Annotated in this window: 15 protein-coding genes and 1 pseudogene; 7 read left to right on the plus strand and 9 right to left on the minus strand. The window is 31.3% G+C overall.

The window, feature by feature from the left end; translation table 11 throughout:
• Positions 1–133 precede the first annotated feature (133 nt).
• From EVJ46_04960 to EVJ46_04970, 3 genes are all read left to right on the plus strand, one after another.
• The gene (locus EVJ46_04960; GenBank protein ID RZD16382.1) at positions 134–1,210 is read left to right on the plus strand and encodes a flavodoxin-dependent (E)-4-hydroxy-3-methylbut-2-enyl-diphosphate synthase; all 1,077 of its coding nucleotides are present in this window, start codon (positions 134–136) and stop codon (positions 1,208–1,210) included.
• Positions 1,207–2,940 (plus strand): proline--tRNA ligase, encoded by a 1,734-nt coding sequence (locus EVJ46_04965; GenBank protein RZD16383.1) that lies wholly within the window; start codon positions 1,207–1,209, stop codon positions 2,938–2,940. The genes EVJ46_04960 and EVJ46_04965 overlap by 4 nt, the downstream gene beginning before the upstream one ends.
• A gap of 168 nt (positions 2,941–3,108) precedes the next feature.
• Positions 3,109–3,579, plus strand: coding sequence for an ATPase P (locus tag EVJ46_04970; GenBank protein RZD16384.1), 471 nt, complete (start codon positions 3,109–3,111; stop codon positions 3,577–3,579).
• A 129-nt stretch (positions 3,580–3,708) separates the two neighbouring features.
• Here EVJ46_04970 and EVJ46_04975 read toward each other — a convergent pair whose 3' ends face one another.
• From EVJ46_04975 to EVJ46_04985, 3 genes are all read right to left on the minus strand, one after another.
• A complete protein-coding gene (locus EVJ46_04975; protein ID RZD16385.1) occupies positions 3,709–3,924 on the minus strand; it encodes a zinc ribbon domain-containing protein in 216 nt (71 codons plus the stop codon).
• A 189-nt stretch (positions 3,925–4,113) separates the two neighbouring features.
• On the minus strand, positions 4,114–5,448 hold the full coding sequence (locus EVJ46_04980) for a sigma-54-dependent Fis family transcriptional regulator (GenBank protein ID RZD16386.1): 1,335 nt from the start codon (positions 5,446–5,448) through the stop codon (positions 4,114–4,116).
• 93 nt (positions 5,449–5,541) lie between these two features.
• A complete protein-coding gene (locus tag EVJ46_04985) occupies positions 5,542–6,951 on the minus strand; it encodes a HAMP domain-containing sensor histidine kinase (protein ID RZD16387.1) in 1,410 nt (469 codons plus the stop codon).
• A 465-nt stretch (positions 6,952–7,416) separates the two neighbouring features.
• Between EVJ46_04985 and EVJ46_04990 the strand changes: the two genes are divergently transcribed.
• Together EVJ46_04990 and EVJ46_04995 are read left to right on the plus strand one after the other, a co-directional pair.
• Complete coding sequence (locus EVJ46_04990; protein RZD16388.1) at positions 7,417–9,054, plus strand: hypothetical protein; 1,638 nt, start codon at positions 7,417–7,419, stop codon at positions 9,052–9,054.
• Between the two features lie 336 nt (positions 9,055–9,390).
• On the plus strand, positions 9,391–10,923 hold the full coding sequence (locus tag EVJ46_04995; GenBank protein ID RZD16642.1) for a tetrathionate hydrolase: 1,533 nt from the start codon (positions 9,391–9,393) through the stop codon (positions 10,921–10,923).
• Between the two features lie 164 nt (positions 10,924–11,087).
• On the opposite strand, the gene EVJ46_05000 is transcribed toward EVJ46_04995, so the two are convergent.
• The 3 genes from EVJ46_05000 to EVJ46_05010 all read right to left on the minus strand — a co-directional run bounded on the left by EVJ46_05000 (position 11,088) and on the right by EVJ46_05010 (position 13,957).
• Positions 11,088–12,533 carry a TolC family protein gene (locus EVJ46_05000; GenBank protein ID RZD16389.1) on the minus strand — a complete coding sequence of 482 codons (1,446 nt, stop codon included), beginning with the start codon at positions 12,531–12,533 and terminating at the stop codon, positions 11,088–11,090.
• Positions 12,534–12,847: 314 nt separating this feature from the next.
• Positions 12,848–13,135, minus strand: coding sequence for an ArsR family transcriptional regulator (locus tag EVJ46_05005; GenBank protein ID RZD16390.1), 288 nt, complete (start codon positions 13,133–13,135; stop codon positions 12,848–12,850).
• Between the two features lie 351 nt (positions 13,136–13,486).
• Positions 13,487–13,957 (minus strand): peroxiredoxin family protein, encoded by a 471-nt coding sequence (locus EVJ46_05010; GenBank protein RZD16391.1) that lies wholly within the window; start codon positions 13,955–13,957, stop codon positions 13,487–13,489.
• A 788-nt stretch (positions 13,958–14,745) separates the two neighbouring features.
• Between EVJ46_05010 and EVJ46_05015 the strand changes: the two genes are divergently transcribed.
• Complete coding sequence (locus EVJ46_05015) at positions 14,746–15,726, plus strand: hypothetical protein (protein RZD16392.1); 981 nt, start codon at positions 14,746–14,748, stop codon at positions 15,724–15,726.
• A gap of 53 nt (positions 15,727–15,779) precedes the next feature.
• Positions 15,780–16,091: a hypothetical protein gene (locus EVJ46_05020; protein RZD16393.1), complete on the plus strand. Its 312-nt coding sequence runs from the start codon at positions 15,780–15,782 to the stop codon at positions 16,089–16,091.
• Positions 16,092–16,258: 167 nt separating this feature from the next.
• Here EVJ46_05020 and EVJ46_05025 read toward each other — a convergent pair whose 3' ends face one another.
• The 3 genes and pseudogenes from EVJ46_05025 to EVJ46_05035 all read right to left on the minus strand — a co-directional run bounded on the left by EVJ46_05025 (position 16,259) and on the right by EVJ46_05035 (position 20,365).
• Positions 16,259–17,794, minus strand: a complete 1,536-nt coding sequence (locus EVJ46_05025) for a DHA2 family efflux MFS transporter permease subunit (protein RZD16394.1) — start codon at positions 17,792–17,794, stop codon at positions 16,259–16,261.
• Between the two features lie 721 nt (positions 17,795–18,515).
• Positions 18,516–18,959 carry a hypothetical protein gene (locus EVJ46_05030; GenBank protein RZD16395.1) on the minus strand — a complete coding sequence of 148 codons (444 nt, stop codon included), beginning with the start codon at positions 18,957–18,959 and terminating at the stop codon, positions 18,516–18,518.
• A gap of 755 nt (positions 18,960–19,714) precedes the next feature.
• A pseudogene (locus EVJ46_05035) lies at positions 19,715–20,365 on the minus strand (hypothetical protein).

Consider the following 20,365-nt stretch of genomic DNA (forward strand, 5'->3'; position numbering starts at 1 on the left):
GATGTAGTGAGATAACTTATTCATTAGAGACGGATCCTAATTTTTAAATAATGGCGGTTAATTACTTTTTCTAAAAAATATACGTCTGTCCTCAATTAATCCAATTAATCAATTAAATATGCAGAGATTGCAGATGGCAATGATCAAAAGGAAACATACTAAAGTAATTAAAGTCGGCAATGTCTGTGTCGGCGGAGACAATCCAGTATCTGTGCAGACAATGACCAATACAAATACCGAAGATGCTGAATCGACTATTTCTCAAATAAAAGACATTGAAAAATATAGATGCGATATAGTCAGGGTAACGGTTAATACCGTTCAAGCAGCGGATTCGCTTAAGACAATAATAAAAAATGTTAATATTCCGATTATAGCCGATATTCATTTCAATCATGTTTTAGCTTTAAAATCTATTGAGGCGGGAGTGTCCGGACTAAGAATAAATCCGGGCAATATAGGCGATAAAATAAAGGTAAGAGAAGTCGTCCGCGCTTGCAAAGATAATGAAATTCCTATCAGAATAGGGGTTAATTCCGGTTCAATAGAAAAGGGTATGCTTGATAAATATAACGGGGATTTTTCATCGGCAATGGTAGAAAGCGCACTTGCGCATATTGCTATATTAGAAAATGAATCGTTTTATAATATTAAAATATCTTTGAAATCAACTGATGTATTGACGACCGTCAAAGCTTATGAATTATTAAGCTCTAAAGTGGAATATCCCTTGCATGTGGGTATTACAGAAGCAGGCACTGCATTTGCCGGAGCAATAAAATCAGGTATAGGTATAGGTATTTTGCTTTATGAAGGAATTGGCGATACAATAAGGGTTTCATTGAGCGATAATCCTGTTACGGAAGTAATTGCAGGATTTCATATTTTAAGGGATTTAGGTTTAAGAAAAGAAGGTGTTGAACTGCTGTCATGTCCTACTTGCGGCAGAGCCGAAATTGATATAGTCGGTCTGGCGAAAGAAGCCGAAAGGAAGACTGCATCTGTCAGGGCCAATATTAAAGTTGCAATTATGGGATGTGTAGTCAATGGTCCGGGAGAATCAATGCATGCAGATGTGGGTATTGCCGGCGGAAAAGGAAAATCGGTATTGTTTTCCGGCGGGAAAATTATCGGAAAGTATGATAATAGCGAGATAATGGATGCTTTAATAAATGAAATTGAAAATATAACGGGAGAAAAAATTATATGAGATACTCACAATTTTTTATACCTTCGTTAAAAGAAGACCCTAAGGAAGCGGTTCTTCAGAGTCACAAACTTATGCTCAGAGCCGGCTATATAAGGCAGCTTTCCGGCGGGATTTATGCATATTTGCCGCTTGGGTACAAATCAGTAAAAAAATTAGAAAATTTAATAAGAGAAGAAATGAATAATGCCGGCGCTATTGAGCTTTCGATGCCGTTTGTTCAGCCGCTTGATTTATGGAAACAATCCGGGAGAGATAAAGATTACGGCAAAGAATTGTTAAGATTTAAAGACAGGCAGGATAGAGATTTTTGTCTTGCTCCGACGTATGAAGAGGTCATTACCGATTTAGCCGGCAAAAATATCCAATCTTATAAGGAGCTTCCTCTCACACTATATCAGATACATTTGAAATTCAGAGATGAAATGCGCCCGAGATACGGTCTTATGCGGGCTAAAGAATTTATTATGAAAGATGCTTACAGTTTTGATGCGGATATAGAAGGGCTAGACGAAAGCTACAGAAAAATGAAAAAAGCATATACTAATATATTCAAACGCCTTGGTTTTGATTTTATTTTTATAAAAGCCGATTCCGGAGAAATAGGCGGGTCATACTCAGAAGAACTTATGGTGGTTAGTGAATACGGGGAAGATAAAATTGCAATATGCAATAATTGCGGATACAGCAGTTCTTTAGAATCCGCCGTATCCGTCGGTTATTTTCCTGAGCCTTTAAAGGCATGCAGGCAGCCGAGAATGACAAAACTTGCAACTCCGGATAAAAAGACCATTAATGAAGTAAGCGAATATTTGAAAATCGGCTCCGAAAGTTTTGCAAAAACTATAATCTATGAGACTGAAATAGGTTTTATAGCTGCAATGGTCAGGGGCGACAGAGAAATTAACGAACATAAGCTAAAAAGAATAGCCGAAGTCAAAGAGCTTAATCTTGCCAAAGAACAGGACGTCGAGGAAATAACAGGAGCGCCATGCGGTTTTGCAGGACCTTTCGGTCTTAAAAATATAAAACTTATAATTATTGATGAAGAAATACAGGCGCAGGAATACTGGCTGACAGGGGCGAATGAAAAAGATTTTCACATGGCAAATGTTAAACCGGGAAGGGATTTTACGGCGGATATTGTTGCTGATATAAGAACAGTCAAAGACGGCGATATATGCATAAGGTGCGCAGGTCGTCTAAATGTCAGGAATGTAATAGAATTGGGACACATTTTTAAATTAGAAGAAAAATATTCATCGGTTATGGATGCCGGTTTTCTTGATGAAAACGGCAAAAAAAAGAATTTTGTCATGGGCTGCTACGGCATCGGCGTGGGAAGAACTTTTCAGGCGCTTATAGAAATTTTTTCCGATGAAAACGGCATTAATCTGCCTGTTTCAATCAGTCCTTTTACTGTTTCCGTCGTTTCTTTAAATCCTAATGACGAAAATGTGAAAAATATTGCAGATAAAATATATGAAGACTTATTGGAATCAGGATTAGATGTTTTATACGATGACAGAAAATTATCGGCGGGTGTTAAATTAAAAGATAATGACCTTATTGGAATTCCGCTTAAAATAATAGTAGGAAATAAAACAGTTAAAGAAAATAAATATGAGCTTTCAATAAGAAAAAGCGGTAAAAAGGAATTTTTTGATGATTTGGAAAGTCTTTACAATAGGGTAAAAAAACTATCGCTTGTAGAAAATTTTATAAATATGTAATTTAATATAAAACTATTTAATTTAATTTAATATAGATATTTAATATTTAAAAGGTGTCTATCCTTAATAAAAAATAGTATCTGTACCTGATAAATGTAAAATTGTGTCTGTTCCTGATTAAAAGTGGTAAAATATATAATAAATTTATACGCGGGGGATAAATTAATTATGATAAGGTTAAATATTCCGGGTAATGCCGATGCTGCTATAAAAAATGTAGTTTTTGATATGAACGGAACACTGGCTGAAGACGGCGTTATTAAAGATTCCGTAAAGCGTCTCCTTATTGAATTATCAAAAAATGCGGATATATACATTATTACATCAGATACATTCGGCAGCGCAGCTGATTCGGTTAAAGATTTAAATGTAAAATTATATATTATTGACGGTGAAAATTCTGCAGAAAAGAAGAAAGATATAGTTTATAAATTAGGATACTCCGAAACCGTCGTGATAGGTAACGGGTACAATGATTACGCCATGTTTAAACAAGGGTTTATCGGTATCGGAATAATGGGGCTCGAAGGACTTTCTTTGAAAGCAGCGCTTCACTGCGACATTATTATAGGTAATATAGAAGATGCTATTAATCTTTTATTGAATCCTAAAAGATTAATAGCAACATTAAGAGATTGATTAAGCTGATGAGCTTGCTCAAAACTTATTTAAATTATTCAGCTTAATTATTTTTGTTTATTTCTATTTTGTTTATTTCTATTTAATCTGAGCTTAAAGAAAGAAAGGCAAACTGCCTTTAAATTACGCTCAGCCAAACCCGCTGCTATGCCCGCCCGAAGAACAGCCTCCGCCGGAATAACCATCCGAACCGCTTGTTCCGCAGCTGCTGAATGCGCTTATCTTCCTTTGCGGATCAGGTTCGCCGCACACAGGACATTTTACGTCTTTGCTTGTTTCGGTAATTCTCTGGTAAACCTCGAAAGTTTTACCGCATTTTTTACATTCATATTCGTAAATCGGCATCTTGTTTAAGTACCTCCGTTATAATTAAAAATAGCAAATCAATAAATCATACACTACATATTTATTATACTGTAATTATAATAAGTTTTCAACATTTAATAGATATATTTTAATCAACATATATGTATATATCTATTGATATTTTTATAGAAGTTTACCTATAAGTTTCATATTTTTACATAAGTTTACCTATAAGTTGTATTTTTTTATTTTTGTAATTAGTTTTTTTCTTGAAATTCCCAGTTCTTCAGCAGCTTTTGTTTGATTATAATCATTATTTTCCAAAGCGGAACGTATCATATCTATTTCAAAATTTATTAACTTTGTATAATTAGAAAATTTATCTGTATTATTTTTGAAATTTATGTCTTTTTGCGTTAAATGCCGCGGCAGATTAGATATTTCTACGGAATCGTATAAAGTAATAATTATTGCCCTTTCTATTATATTCTCTAATTCTCTTACATTGCCGGGATAACTGTAATCAAGAAGAACATTCAGCGCGTCCTGTGAAATTGATTTAATGTTTTTATTATTTAATTTTGAATACTTCTCAATAAAATAATCTGCTAATTTTGGAATATCTTCTTTTCTTTCTCTAAGAGGAGGTATTGTTATATGGCATACATTAATTCTATAAAATAAATCTTCCCTAAACTTTTTTTGAAATATGGCTTCTTCTAAATTAATATTTGTTGCGCTTATAATTCTTGCGTTAAAATTAATTTTTTCGTTTGAACCTATTTTATTAAATTCTCTTTCTTGCAGCACCCTCAGCAATTTAGACTGCATCAATAAAGGCATTTCGCCAATCTCGTCTAAAAAAATTGTTCCGTCTTTTGCAATTTCTAATTTGCCTTTTTGCGAATTTGCCGCTCCGGTGTATGAACCTTTTTCATGACCGAATAATTCATTTTCAAACAAATCTGATGGGAAAGCGCTGCAATTTAAACCTATAAATTCTCCTTCTCTGCCGGAGAGTTCGTGGATTATTTTTGCAATCAATTCTTTGCCGGTTCCGGTTTCCCCTGTTATCAAAACATTTGAGTTTGATGTTGCGATTAAACCGACCTCTTCAATTAAATTTTTTATTGCTTTACTGTTATAAATTAAATTTACATTAAATAATTTTGGGGGTTCAATTTTATTTTGCTGCGGATTTTTTTTATTTAAAAGTATTTTAATATTATCTATTAATCCTTCAATGTCAACAGGTTTTACTATAAAGTCGTTCGCCCCCATTTTCATAGCCCTCACTGCGTTTTCTATATTCCCGTAAGCAGTAATTAATATAAAAATAATATCCGGGTCTTTTTTTCTAACAATTTCTAAAAAATCTATGCCGCTGATGCTATTTTTTATTTTTAAATCACATAGTATTACGTCAAAATTATTATTATTAAAGATTTGTATTGCCGTTTTAATATTCACGGCGCAAGTTACCTTAAAGTTAAATTTTTCTAAATTTAAACTTATTGTTTTTAGCAAATTTTCTTCATCATCGATTAGCAAAATTTTTTTCATAGCTTAATATTGCTTAATATTTTAAAACATTATTATCGATATAATTAGACTTGATTTAATAATAAAATTTAGTGGTAAAAAATATAAAAATTTTTAATTATTACTGTGGGAAGGTTTAAATTGTATTGAAAAAATAGTTCTTCCTTTTTCTCTTTTTACCTCTATCACCCCCTTATGAATATTAATTATTTTATATGAAATTGCGAGTCCTAATCCTGTCCCTGAATTTTTAGTAGTAAAAAAAGGTTTAAATATTTTTTTCATATTATCTTCGGGTATGCCGGCACCATTATCTTCAAAGTTCAAATATATCGTATCGTTATTGTTATCAAAATAGCTTAATATCCAAATTTTTCCATTTGCAATATTTGCGGTTGCGTCAATTGCGTTGATAATAATATTTATAAAGACCTGTTTAAGCATATCCTCGTTTCCGTCTATCTGCGGAATATTATCCTGTAAATCAGTGTTTATTTCAATATTTAATTGCTTGATTTCATAATTAAGCAAATCTAATGTTTTCAAAATCAATTCATTAAGTCTGATTTTTGATAATTCTGAGCCGCCGATTTTTGCAAAATTCATAAAGCTTACCGAAAGATTATTTAGTCTGTCCGACTCTTTGTCTATTATATTTACTAGCTCTAACGCTTGATTACTCTCTATTTCATTTTTAATATATTTATTTGCGGAACTTATTATATAGACAGCATTTTTTACTTCATGGGAAACCATTGACGACATTTCTCCTATATAAGCCATGCAGTTTAATTCCTCTTTCTCTTTAGCTAGCTTTTCAATCGTTATTATATATTCTTTTATGCTTAAAGCCATTGAATTAAACGCATTAATGATATTGCCTATTTCATCGTGAAATTCGCTTTTGATATTTATATCATAATTTCCATTTTTGATTTTATCAATATTTTTATTAAGGTCAATGAGCGGATTTATTATAAATAGAACAATAAAATTTAGCAATATTAAGCCGATTAAGATAAATATAAAACCTATGATAAAAAATCTTGCAGCAGCCCATAAGATTCTTTTATTTATAATTTCAGATTCTCTTTTTGTGTTAAATGAGACAGCGGCAACGCCGATTAATTTTTTTTTATCGTAAATATTTTTTATAAAATATTTGTCTGATGTATATTTTTTATCGTTAAAAGGCAAAGATACGACTTTTGGAAATATATAATTGTTAGAAAATAACTGAAAACCTCTATTGTTGTATATAGTAATATTTTTTAATGTTTTTGCAGGATAATATTTTAGATTATATCGTAAATCTTTAATATTGCGGGATATGATTGCGTGTTTAATTTTAGATACTAAATTTTTAGCATCGGCGTAATTTTTTAATTCGGTTCTGTATAGTAATGTATTATATATAGTGAATAATGATATAAGATCGCTTAAAAAAATAGTTATAAAAAGAACAATGAACGAGCTTATTAATATTTTCCATTTGATACTTAAATTCTTAATAAAATTTTTCATATATCTTTATTTTATATTATTATTGCAATATTATAAATTGTTTTTATGAAATAAATTAATTATTAATTTGTCCAAATATGGGCAAAAAACGGTCTAAAATGGACAAAGCAGATTTTTAAAGAATATTTTTAACGGTTTCCCCTTGTTATTCTTTTATTTCTCTGCATAAAATTATTGGCATATAAATTGCTTATTAAATATTACGGAAGACAAAATAAATATATATGGAGCAAAAAATTTTTAGACGTATATTAATTTATTAAAAATAATATTGAATCTAAATCAAAAATCAGAATAGTCGATTATTCCGTATTTATATAGTATTTATATAATATAATGATAAATCGCAGTAACGTCTATATATTATTTTAATAACTTGTCTGCATAGTTTATATAGTATAATGGTAAATAGTAGCAAACATTAATAATGTAATTTTAATTAAATTTAAATAAATTGGAGGTATCATGAAAAAAAAGTTTACTTTTTTAATAATCGCTCTGATTGCAGCAGCTGCCGCAGCGGCGGTTTATTATGTAGGTTTTATAAAATCTGCAGCATCTGCCAGGGAGATTAACGTAACACGGAAAAAAGTTGTTTTGACGTCTCATTTAAGCGGCGTTGCAATGAAAGCTAAGATTGTTACATATAAAAGCGATAATAAAACATTGTATAAAACGACTTATTATACTTACGGCAAAAATCCTTTGCCCATGTGGACGGAGGTTAAGTATTTGCCGGAAAATAGACCTGTAAATCCTGCGGCGTCGGGCAATTGGACTGTATTTAACAAATTTAGAGACCATAATTCGATTCTGAATTTGAATTTTCCCGCAGTATCGTGGAAATATAAACAGTATGACGCTATTTCTCTAAAAGGATTATTTCCCTCCGTGGATGTTCTCGGCAAAACAAGAGGCGCCGTTATGTTTACGCAATTTGTGGGAGATTCCGTCGGCGTGAGTTATTATAACGGAATTGTTTATATTCCTTCAAATAACGATATGCTGTATGCCGTCAATGCCAAAACCGGAAAACTTATATGGAGAGCTACAACGGCAGGTTCTGTTATGTCAGTTCCTTTAACGGTTAACGGCGTAGTTTATATTACAATAGGCAATGCCGCTTTTAGCGGTGCGAACGGACCTTTTGCAATACTTACCCATAATTTAAAAAATATAAGAAGGGGAGACGGCTACGGCGGAGTTTATGCTTTCAGCGCTTATTCCGGAAAACTTTTATGGGTTCGTTTTACTGCCGGAGAAGTTATGCCGACGGCTCTATATATTGATAATATGTTGATATTTGCGAATGGTTCAGGTCATATTTATGCTTTAAATGCTAAATCTGGTAAAATTATCTGGAAAAAATATGCGGGAGTATCATCTTTTACTTCGATGAGTTCAACTAATTATTATACTATGCCAAATAAAAAAGTAATCGGGATTATCGGATTTACTTTAGTAAAACAGCCTTTCGGCAAAATTGTAGCATTTAATATTAAAAATGGCAAAACCGCATGGCAAGCAGTGCTCCCCAAGAAATATAAACCGTTTAACACAGGTATGGGGGATGTCAGTCCTGCCGTTGACCAGAAACACAATCTTGTAATTCAGGATACCATAGTGAATTTTAATAGAAAAACAAGAATGCTTAACAGCGCTATTGTAGCTATAAAAGCTTCTACCGGCAAGGTTAAATGGGTAGATCTTTTAGGAAAGGGGTATGTTCCTCCTGCATTCAAAGGCGGTGTTCCAGTTATTCACGACGGAAGAATATATGTAGGTTCGCCGGTGACAAGCAAGATCTATGCGATAAATGAATTTACAGGAAAAGTGCTATGGAGTTCAAAAATTCCTACTGTCTCAGTGCCGCCTAAAACAGCCGGAGGAGGAAGAGGAAATCCTGTTATATACGGAAATAAATTAATTCTTGCTGCAGGAGCATATATTTTCACATATAATGCAAATACCGGCAAACTGCTAAAAAGATATTACACAGGAGGGAGATTTGGTCTTGTAAATCCTGTTATAGTCGGTAAAACAGTTTTTGTGAGCAATAGTTACAATTACACTTTTGCAATACCTTTAAAAAAATTATTATAATTGCCTTAAATGAAATGTTCAAATGCGGGCGGGTTTGCGAAATAATGGCTGATTTATTTAATTTCTGAACGCCGCCTGCGCCTATTTTATCTAACTAAAACTATATCTTTTTATTTTGTAAAATCCTTTAATTCTGCAATAACAGGATAGTTTTATCTAAAAAATATTTAATTAACGAAATTGATAAAATATACTATAAAAGTAATAACTTAAAGTAAAATTTAAACCAACAACTTAAAATAATAGCTAAAAGGAACAAATTATATGATTAAAAAAATAATTATAAAAAATAAGATTAGTTTTGCGCTGTTAGCGGCGTTCGGACTATTTATTTTTATGTTCTCAGTATTTTCTGCATCAAATGTTTTTGCGGCGCATAATAAAGTTCCAATGGATCCGATTGGCAATACTCTTGATCCTGATAGTCCATTTGCACCGCTATATTTGCCGCAAAACGCCCCAAAAGGCAAAAATATTGTAGGACCTGCTGCTTGGACTCATGCATACGGCAGTCCTGATCACAATGCCGCTTTTAATGTAAGTTTATTTGCTCCGTCATGGATAATAGACGGCGTACGATGGAATTTTCCTGAAGCACGTGCATGGTCGTTAAGTGATAGCAAACCTTTTGGCGCAAATATAAATGGAATCAAAGAATCTCTTGCGGTGCAGACTCAGTTTTTAGGAAATTCTTTGGGCGTATCAATGGTTAAAGGTGTTGTTTATGCTGAAAGCGATGATATGTTTGTATATGCCGTAAATGCGCAGACAGGCAAATTAATCTGGCGCGTAAGTCCTGTAGGAAATAATTTAATGGGGAATCCGTTGGTAATAGGCAATCGTGTTTATGTATCAGCCGGCAGCGTCGGATTTAATTTTGACAACGTTATGCGCTTTATTAAAGACCCGGCGTCCGCAGGCAGAGGTGTAGATATTAGCTTTAATGGCATATATTGCCTAAACAGAAAAAATGGTCAATTGTTATGGTATTTTCCGACGAAAGGAGATGCTATGCCAACCCCTGCATATGCTTACGGTTCTTTGTTTATAAGTACCGGAAACGGTAATATTGACCGCATTAATGCCAAGACTGGAAAGAAAGAATGGACGACTTATGTAGGCGGCATTGCCAATATGTCAAGTCCGGCTATATGGCACCATATGGTCTATGTATCAATGTCTGTAATATCAGGGATTTACGCCCTTAATACTTTAAATGGCAAAGTGTTGTGGAAAGGAAATATTCCCGGCGCCAGCAATACCGGAATGGGCGATGTTTCTCCGGCAGTTGCAGGGGGAATTGTTATAATGGATGCAGTTGCAAATCCTAAAGAAATAAATGGAAAAGCGACGTTAGAAACCATTGTGCGCGCTTTTAAAGCCAAGACGGGCAAGGTATTATGGACGGACAATATGGGGCGCGGTCCTAAGATTCCTGCTTTTAAAGGCGGTGTACCGATGATTCATGATAATATTGTATATGTGGGTTCGCCTGTCACTTCAGACTATGAGGCTATTAATTTATATACAGGGCAAGTAAAATGGGCATGGCATATGCCTAATCCTGGTCCTGCAGGCTCAGGACGGGGAGCGCCGACATATTACCACGGTGTTTTATATATTTCTAGCGGTCCGGATATTTATGCGGTTAATCCTAACAACGGTCATCAAATTGGTTTCTATCACGTTGGAGGACGTTTTGGCATTGTTAATCCGACTATAGTAGGAGGTACTATTTATTTAGGCAATACATGGGATTGGATAAATGCGGTACCGGTTAAAGATGTAAATCCTAATTTTGATCTAAAAAAGATAAATAAAAAAAACAGGAAATATATAGGCAGACATTTTAAATTTAAAAATTCTTAAATATTATATTTAAAGTTAGAAAACAGCTGACAAATAATCTATATTTAAAATAATAATTGCGGGCATGAGTCTAAATTAACTGTTGCCCGCATTTTATATATTTATATATACCATATACAATAAATAAATATAGATATATAATATAATAGAAGTAAAAATTAATATTAAATCGTTCCTGTTACAAATTTTATATAATATTTATCAAGGTCAAGTTTGTATAAACTATTTATATAATTTAATCTTGCCTGTTTATAATCATCAAGCGTTCTGTCTAAATTAATTAATGTAGTGATGCCTGCATCATACCTGTTTTTTGTTATTTTAAGGGTTTTCTTCGCATTTAACGCTGCTAATTTTGCAACATTAGTATTGATTAAATCTGTTTTATATTTTAAATACGCATTGCGTACCTGCATTTCAATTTTATCTTTAAATAAACTTTTATATTCGGCAGCAGTATTAAATGCCGCTTTAGATTTTTCTAAGTTATTATAATCATACATCCCCGAAAATATATTAAAATGAAACATAACGGTAAACATGTAGCTGTAAGCATCACCCGGATGAAAAGTCGGAGCGTTGCTGTAATAATTATAGGCAGCGGATATTTTCGGCAAAAATTTTCCTTCAGCTTCTGTAATCCCGAGAGCCATATTTTTTTTATTTAAAGACATAGCTTTATAATCAGGGCGATATTTAAAGGCTTTACTCTGTAAGGTTTTTACAGATATTATTTTTTTAAACGGTTTAAATTTTAGATCAGTCGATAAAGTAAATTCTGTATTAATCGGGATACCTGCAGTGATGTTTAAATAATAAAGGGCTAGCCTGTAATTTTTATCTGCAGCCATTAATTTTTCCTTCATTGAAGCAAGAGCCACTTTAGCCCTTAAAACATCCGACGAGACAACCTGTCCCTGTTTGTACAAATTTATAGTTAAATCTTTATATACCCGCATAGTTTTAACCATATTTTTCATGAGATGTACATATTTTAATGCTAAATCTGCTGAATAATAAGCTTTTGCTACATCGTATAATACTTTTTGCTGAGATTCCGTTAAATTTTTCTTTAATGCGTCTTTATTGAGAGCAGCCCTCTTATACCCGAGATAAATTTTTCCGCCCATAAATATAGGTTCTTCAATCTGAAAATTTGATTCATAATTTTGAATCATTCCGGGATTGTCTAAAAATGACGGACTAAAATAATAGTCTGTATTCTGGTTTGTAAGATCTCTCTGGTTTAAAATGTTTCCAAAAGCGTAAAGAGGATTATTTGTATTCATATAGATTTCATTAAAATTAATTTTTGGCAAAAATCCGCTAAAAGCCTCATTCTCCTCATATACAGAGGATTGCAATTTATATTTGGCAATTTTGATAAGCTTGTTATGTTTCAACGCGTACAAAAAAGCCTGTTTTAAGGAAAGAGAATTCCTCGAAGGAACGTTAAAGAACGAAGCAGTTTTTAAATCTTTACTTGCTTCGGCATTATTCACGAAATTCAGTAATATTGTTAAAAATACGCCGGTAAATATTATAGCAAATAATAAAAAACTTATTTTATAATTAGGTATTCTTCCGGTATTTTCCATTTCAATTTTCATTTTTTTAGTATTTTATTAAATTATTTTGATTAAAATTTTACATAACCCATACACAATCTATATAAATTAATATATATCAATAATAAGATATATGCAAGCAATTTTTTAAATATTTAAATTAATTTTGATTTATGATAAAAAGAAAAATAAAATAAGAATTAACAGGCGAGGATTAACAAATGTAAGTAAAATAAAAAAAATAAATAAAATTACAATAATTGCTTGAATTATGCGCTTGAATTACGCATTACGAAAACAAAAAATAAATTAAACCGATATCAAAAGAAGAGGTAAATTATAAATAAGGATTATAACTATTTTTTTGTTTTATATTCTTTTAAAATATTAAATATTTTTTCAATAACGTCATCGTTTAGTTTATAGCACATCATAACTCCGTCTCTTTTTGCGCTGACTATGCCCTTATTTTTTAATGCGACGAGATGCTGCGAAACCGTGGCTTGGGGCAAACCGAGACTCCCCCATATATTTTTAACGCAAGACTGATTAGTAATCAGAACTTCTATGATTTTTAATCTGATCGGATGTCCTAATGTCTTTAAAAGTTCTGCTTGTTCTTCAAAAGATATTTCTGATTCCATTTTAGTATTTTGGAAAGATTAAAATTAATTTAAATTTAGTTAAAATTAAATCAATTATTATTATAGGTTTTATTTTATTTATTCCAGCTGATAATTAAGATAAAATTCTTAGGCGCATACATTGTATAATATAAATAATTCACTACCTAAATATATATATAATTGTATTTTAATATATTTGAATTGTCAATAACTATTTAGATTAGATTACCGTTTAGTTTTTTATTGTTATCATTAAAAATAGAAATCAACGCATATAAATTTTTAAATATAATATACGCTGATTTCTAAATTCTGAAATATTATAGCATTTTACGCACTATAAAATACTATATAAATACCGCGGCAATATTAAAAAGCGAGGGTAATATCGGATGTAGAAGCATCTTCCATGTACATAGCGGCTCCGCCGTATTCAATACCGTCAATCAAGTCTTCTTTTTTAAATCCAAAAAGGTCTACAGTCATTTGACATGCGATAAATTTTACTCCTGTTTCTTGGCATAAACTGATTAGTTCAGGAATGGTTGCCACCCCGTGTTTTTTAATCATGGATTTCATCATAGAAGTAGCCATATTGGTCATGCCCGGGATTGCGCCGATAATGTTTGGAACAGGCATAGGCATAGCAGGGTTGCCTAACGGAGCAACTTTTAAGGCTGTCCCGACATCTTTCCTTAAGATGTTTAACCCATAGAATGTAAAGAATATAGTCGTCGGAATATCAAGCGTTGCAGCAGTAGAAGCAAGGATAAGCGGCGGATAAGCCATATCTAAGGTTCCATGTATTGCAATAATTGACATTTTTTTTTGTTCTGGCATTTTTTTTCTCCTTAAATTTTTTTATTAAATTTAACTTTCATTAAGAAATTGAATCAAAATTTAAAATCTTTAAATGAAGAAAACTGATAATACACAATATAAAGAATTTGCTTAAATTTGCTTTTATACATATTTATACATGTACATACACATACATAGACAATATAACGAATTTATAGAATATTATAGAACATATAAAATATAAGAATATAGAATATATAGAAATTAACAACATCTTATAAATTATAAAAAAACTACAATGATAATTATTATAACGACGATAATAATATAATAACAGTATAAATGCCGTTATATATCACATTCTATTAAATAATATAATTTAATATATGTCAATTATAATAGTCAATTCTTAATCTTGCAATAGAAAAAATTTATAATTGTCATTGTCATTTTTTCTCTGAATCGATTAAATAATTAGCAGAGAATAAAGATAATTGATATTTTTCATTGGGAATTAAGATAAATATAATAAATTTGATTAAAACTAATTAAATTTATCTAAAATCAGCACCTAAAACATTAATAAGGAACTCATTTTACGGACAAATTGCGAACAAAATTTGACTTATTGTAAAAATTATGTTATTTTTGATATAGAAAAAGTACAAGTTCTATTATTAATAATGTTTTTGTGTAAAAAAAATATTATTTTTAGCTGTATAGCTGTTAAAAAAAGAATTTTATATAATTTATGCCAATTTTATATTATTTTTTTATTAACTTTATTTATGTTTAATTATACTATTTAAAAATAAAAAAAGCAAATTATGAAAAATTTCCAAAAAGTAAAATTCAGCAATATAAAAAAACTATTTCAAAAGGTATTGCAAGTCAGATTGATATTTTCATCTGTATTTTCCAAGATAAAAATTAAGCTGCTGATTCCTTATATTGTGATGAGTTTTGTATTGATTATGACTGCAATATTTATTAAGAATTATTTTATGCCTGTTTATTTTAATTATATTAAAGAACAAAAAGAAGTTGCCGTTCTCAAAGCTAAAATTAAAATTGATATGGAAAAAACAGCAGTATTTAATATCATTAACTCATATGATTCTGGACTGTCTAAAAAAACAGATATTAAATTGGCTGACGTCATATTTAATATCAGCAGTAAGTATAAAATAAATCCTGCTTTGATACTCGCTGTAATAAGAGTTGAAAGTTCTTTTTATAATAGTTCTTTTTCAAGCGTCGGGGCGGTTGGGCTTATGCAGGTAACTCCGGTTACTGCGCTTTATTTTATTAAAAAATATAGTATTAAGACAAAAATCGCGAAGAATCCGTATTATCTGAATTATCTCCCTGCAAGCAGTTTATTAAATCCTATGCTGAATGTTAAGCTGGGTTCGCTTTATCTTTTGAGCCTTATTTATAGATTTGGAAGCTTAAGGCTTGCTCTTTTAGCTTACAATGCAGGTCCTACGTTCATAGCGGCTCAAATAAAAAACAACATTAATTATAACGGCGCGAAACTTGAAACAGTGTCATATTCCAGTTCAGGTTTTACAGATGCGCCATACTTGAATCTTGAAAATATCAATAAACGTTTTAAATTGACTAGTTCTGGCGTAGGCGGGCATATCGGCAATTCTATGAATGACGTATCAAATTATTTTTATTACAGCGATGTCGTAAAATATTTTAAAATTTATAATAAAAAAATATTTAAAAATTCAAAACATTTATATATTTTTAACATCAGGCATATCAATAAACATTCCGCTAAACAAATAAACAAATAAACAAATAAACAAATAAACAAATAAACAAATAAATTTAGTGGAGATATTCCGCAATGCAGTGTTTGGCTTTTATCATTACCGATGATAGGTATAAAAAAAATATAAAATTATTGATAGATTCAGCAGTTAAATCAGGCTGCAGCATAAAATGTTTTTTAACCGACAGGGGCGTTCTTTTGACTGAAGATAAATGGTTTGTGCAGTGTCTGCTAAACAATAGCAATATATCGGTTGATATTTGTGAATATTCTTGCAATATAAACGGAATTAAAGAAAGAATAGCTCAGTTTAATTACTCCTCTCAATTTGAAAATGCAAAAACAGTCCATGATTTATCAGAAGGGGATAGACTTATAAACTTTTAACTCAACTTCATCACTTTTATTATTCTAAAATTATAACCAATTGACATTATTATATTTTATTGTTTATTTTGTAGTCTCCATAGACATTTTTATTGCCCCATAAATATAGTAATATCAATGTGTTGCTGATAATTATGGTAAAGTTGGGTTAAAACCTCCATTCAGAACTATTTATTATATTTAGTGTTTTTGATTAATATTGCGGATAATAATCCTATTATACATAAATACGCCAAAATAACGAAAATATCTCCAAACGAGCTTATCTCGGAATATAAATATATTACATTATCAAAAAATTTCATTGTATATGTGGGAAAATAGCCATATCTAAAATAAGAAGGAGCATTTTTGATTAAATCGCTATGCAAAAAATTCAGCATTGATTGCGCTGAAGCAGACTTTTGGCTGATGTCCCTTGCAAACTGGTTTAGATGATAAATCTGGCGCACTACCAGCTCGTATCCTATACCTGCAATACCGAACGAAGCGCCTACTTGAAACAGCACGTTATATAATGCGGATGCTTCAGGTATAAGATCCCATCCTACAGAATTTATTACTGTACTCATAACCGGTGCATTTATCAAACCTATGCCGATTCCTCTCAGAACCTGATTCCAAGCTATATAATCTATGCTCGTGTTTAAAGATAAATTTCCTAAACCAAGATTTGAATATCCTAAAATAATCATCCCTGCAGCCAGCAAATATTTAGGTCCTATTTTATCTGAGATAGTGCCTGCAATAGGAGATACAACTGCAACGGATAAAGCTAACGGTATCATCAGAATACCGGCGCGCATTGCATTGTAGTTTAATATATTTTCGATAAAAAGAGGCAGTATAAACATTGAACTAAATATCGCGGCAGAACGCACCATGCTGACGATATTTCCCATTACAAAATTATAATTTTTAAATATTCTAAAATCTATTATAGGCGACTTAGTAAATATTTCATTAATAAAAAATAACAATAGAGAAGCAAAACTTATAATTTCAAAGGTTATGATAATGCGTGAGTTCCACTCTAAAGTTTGCCCTTCATTCAGCACATAAAGTAATGTTCCCAGAAATATTCCTATAAATATAAATCCCACATAATCAAAGTTATGCATATATTTTTTTACCGGTATATCATTGTCTAAAATTGCAATAGTTAATAGCAATAAAATAAATCCTACCGGAATATTTATATAAAATATCATTCTCCAATCTACATAGTCAACGAAATAACCGCCTAATAAAGGTCCTATGGCGGGCGCCATCATAATTCCGATTGTCCATATGCCCATTGCCTTGCCTCTTTCGTTAGGTTCAAAATATTTTGCAAGAAGATTTAAAGAAATGGGTATGAGTCCTGCGCCGCCTATTGCCTGAATTACTCTAAAAAGAACCAAAAATTTGAAAGAAGGAGCCATGCCGCATAGCGCTGAACCTAAAAGGAAAAATAAAATAGAAACTATAAACGGTATTTTTAATCCGTATTTCTTGCTTGTATATGTGGTAAGAAGAATAACGATGGAATAGGTTATGGTGTAGGCAATCATTACCCATTCAATGTTAGTCGCATTTTCTCCGTAATGAGACATCATTTTTGGGAGTGCGACGGTAACTATATTAATATCTAAAATCGCCATAAAAGAAGCGACCACGGATATTATTAAAATATACCATTTATAATATTTGCTTTTGCTCATTATTTATTAACTTGCTGCTTAATTGTTTAATTCATATACATATTTACAGTCTTGAATTTTCAGTTTGCAATTTTCTATTTTTAGTTTGCAATTGTCTCGTAAATCAGTTTGCAATTTCCTATTGTCTGGTTTGCAATTGTCTCGTAAATCAGTTTGCAATTTCCTATTGTCTGGTTTGCAATTGTCTCGTAAATTTGATAGCTCTTAAATTATTGTCTCTTAAAATGACTTAAAAGTCAATATAATTTACCTCAATCCTGCAATAGAAAATATTTAAGCATTTTTTTTTGCTCGGTAAAACAAAATATGAGGAAAAGGCGGCAATAATAGAAAATTGAATTAGCATAATACCGACACGAGAGGTTAGTTGTAGCAAGCAGCGCGGATATTTTTGTTAACTCTTTAAATCAAATCTTTAAATTAGATCTTAAATTTTAAGTACTAAGTACTAACTATTAAATATTAAAGAAGCGTTGCAACAGGATAATACAAACGATGCGCTATAGGCGAGAGATATTGCGCAATAAAATACAGGTAAAGATTTAACTATCTATTATGCCCTTATATTATACTCTTATACTGTGCTCTTATAGCAGAGTGATGTAATGTAAGCTATTTAGTTATTGGTTATGATATGCCATTGCGCAATATCGTAATATCTAAGTGAATATTTAAATAAATATCTAAAAGCCGAATGTCAGGTATTAAATAACGTACATACTTATAAAATACTGTTGATTAAATCATCGCCTATACCGAAGCCGGCTCCCATTTCAATAGCGGAACCAAAACTGCTGCCCAATAGGGAACTAAAAAACCCCTTTTTTCTCTGAGGAGCCTGCTGCTGTTGCTGCTGCTGATAATCGTTTTGTTGTTGAGGCATCTGCTGATTTTGTTGCATATAGGCGTTTTGCTGATTATTTAAAACCTCTTGTGTCTGAGGTAAATTACCGTGCAAAGTTTGAAGAAAAGAGATCATTTGATTTTGTTCGCTTTGGACTGCGACGGCAATTTCTTTAAGATCTAATATCCATTCTTTTGCATTATCATTGCCTGCGTCCCTTGCCTGTTTTAATTTTGCTGCAAGCTCTTTAATAGTTTGTTCCACGCCGTCCGTTGCATTTTGTAATTTTTGATATTCCTGGTCGATAATAGCAGTATCCATCTTTTCAAGTCTCCTTTTTAATTATTATTATTAATTATTTAATTATTATCATTAATTATTTCGCTGAATTTTATTGAATTATTTTATTGCTATTTTTATTATCTGAGAATATGATAAACATATTGTTTTATATAGGCATTTATTTTATTTATATAGCAGCCGTATATACATTTATACACCTAAATTTAACAATAGTCAAAAAACTATAAATTCTCTAATTCTTATGATATTATATGAAGTATCAAACTAAGAAGCAGCTAGTCTCATAATATTCATATAAAATATACGCTGTTATTGTAATTATAATATTCAGCATAAGATAATGCAATATAAACGCTAAATTTCTTTTAAAATATAAAAGAGTTTGGTTTTGCAAAAGGTAGTTCACTTACTTCCTGAATAAATTCGGCAGGATTTACTATCTTATATAATGAACTAATAAATTAATACAATAATTTTAATTGACAAAATTATAAAGAAAGTTTTGCGCTGCCTATGGCGTTAAAATTGTTATTAATAATAATTCACTTCATACCGCTTTTGAATCGATACATTAAATTATTCGTAAGATATATCTTGTAAAAAATCAATGGCATAATTCATATTAGCTATTATGTCTTTGAGATAATCTCTTATATCTCTGTTTTCCCTCATATGTGCATAGTCTCGTTTAAGTCTTTTGTAAAGGCGTCTTCTTTAGGATTGGGAGTTTGAGTTTGTTCTAATTTAGGATTATAATTTATGAAAATATTTATAGTAATCTTTTTGCAATATTCTTCTATATTCTGCCAATCCTGCCATTTTTTATCAAGATTTTTGTATTTAGTCAAATCAGTTTCTTTTAAATCGTAAGGCATCGGTTTCGTTAATTGAACAATAAGTTGTCTTAAAGCGGAAGCCTTATTTTCTTGAGGGTATAATTCATCGAAACTCGTTAAAGCTTTATTAGTTTTTTTAATCCCAAGATGATCGGCTAATGCTACAAAATCGATATAATCGCGCGTAGCATTTCTGGCAAGTATTAAAAAACCTTTAATTCTTAAGATTTCTTCCGGAGTAGGCACGGTTAATTTTTGCCCTTTATATTCTATATCGGTTGTTTCTAAAGGTTTAGTCCTTATAAGTTGTCTTATGCCTGTTTCAATGCCGTTAAGGCTGCCGAGGATTAATACCGGCGGTCTAATTCTTGATGTCTTCCATCCGGATACGGCTTCAAGTGTTGATAATATATCGTTAAATCTTTCTTTTAGGTCTTTAATTACAAGATCCGTATCATGTGATGTTCTGTGTTCTGAATATAAAGCAGATGCAGTTCTCCCTACTATAATAGCGTCTGGCAAAATATCGTTAATTCTTGCTATATTTGAAATAACGTTTTCCCAATCTTCTTCTTTATCGTTTTTCAT

It is taken from the genome of Candidatus Acididesulfobacter guangdongensis (assembly GCA_004195045.1).
Taxonomy (GTDB): domain Bacteria; phylum SZUA-79; class SZUA-79; order Acidulodesulfobacterales; family Acidulodesulfobacteraceae; genus Acididesulfobacter; species Acididesulfobacter guangdongensis.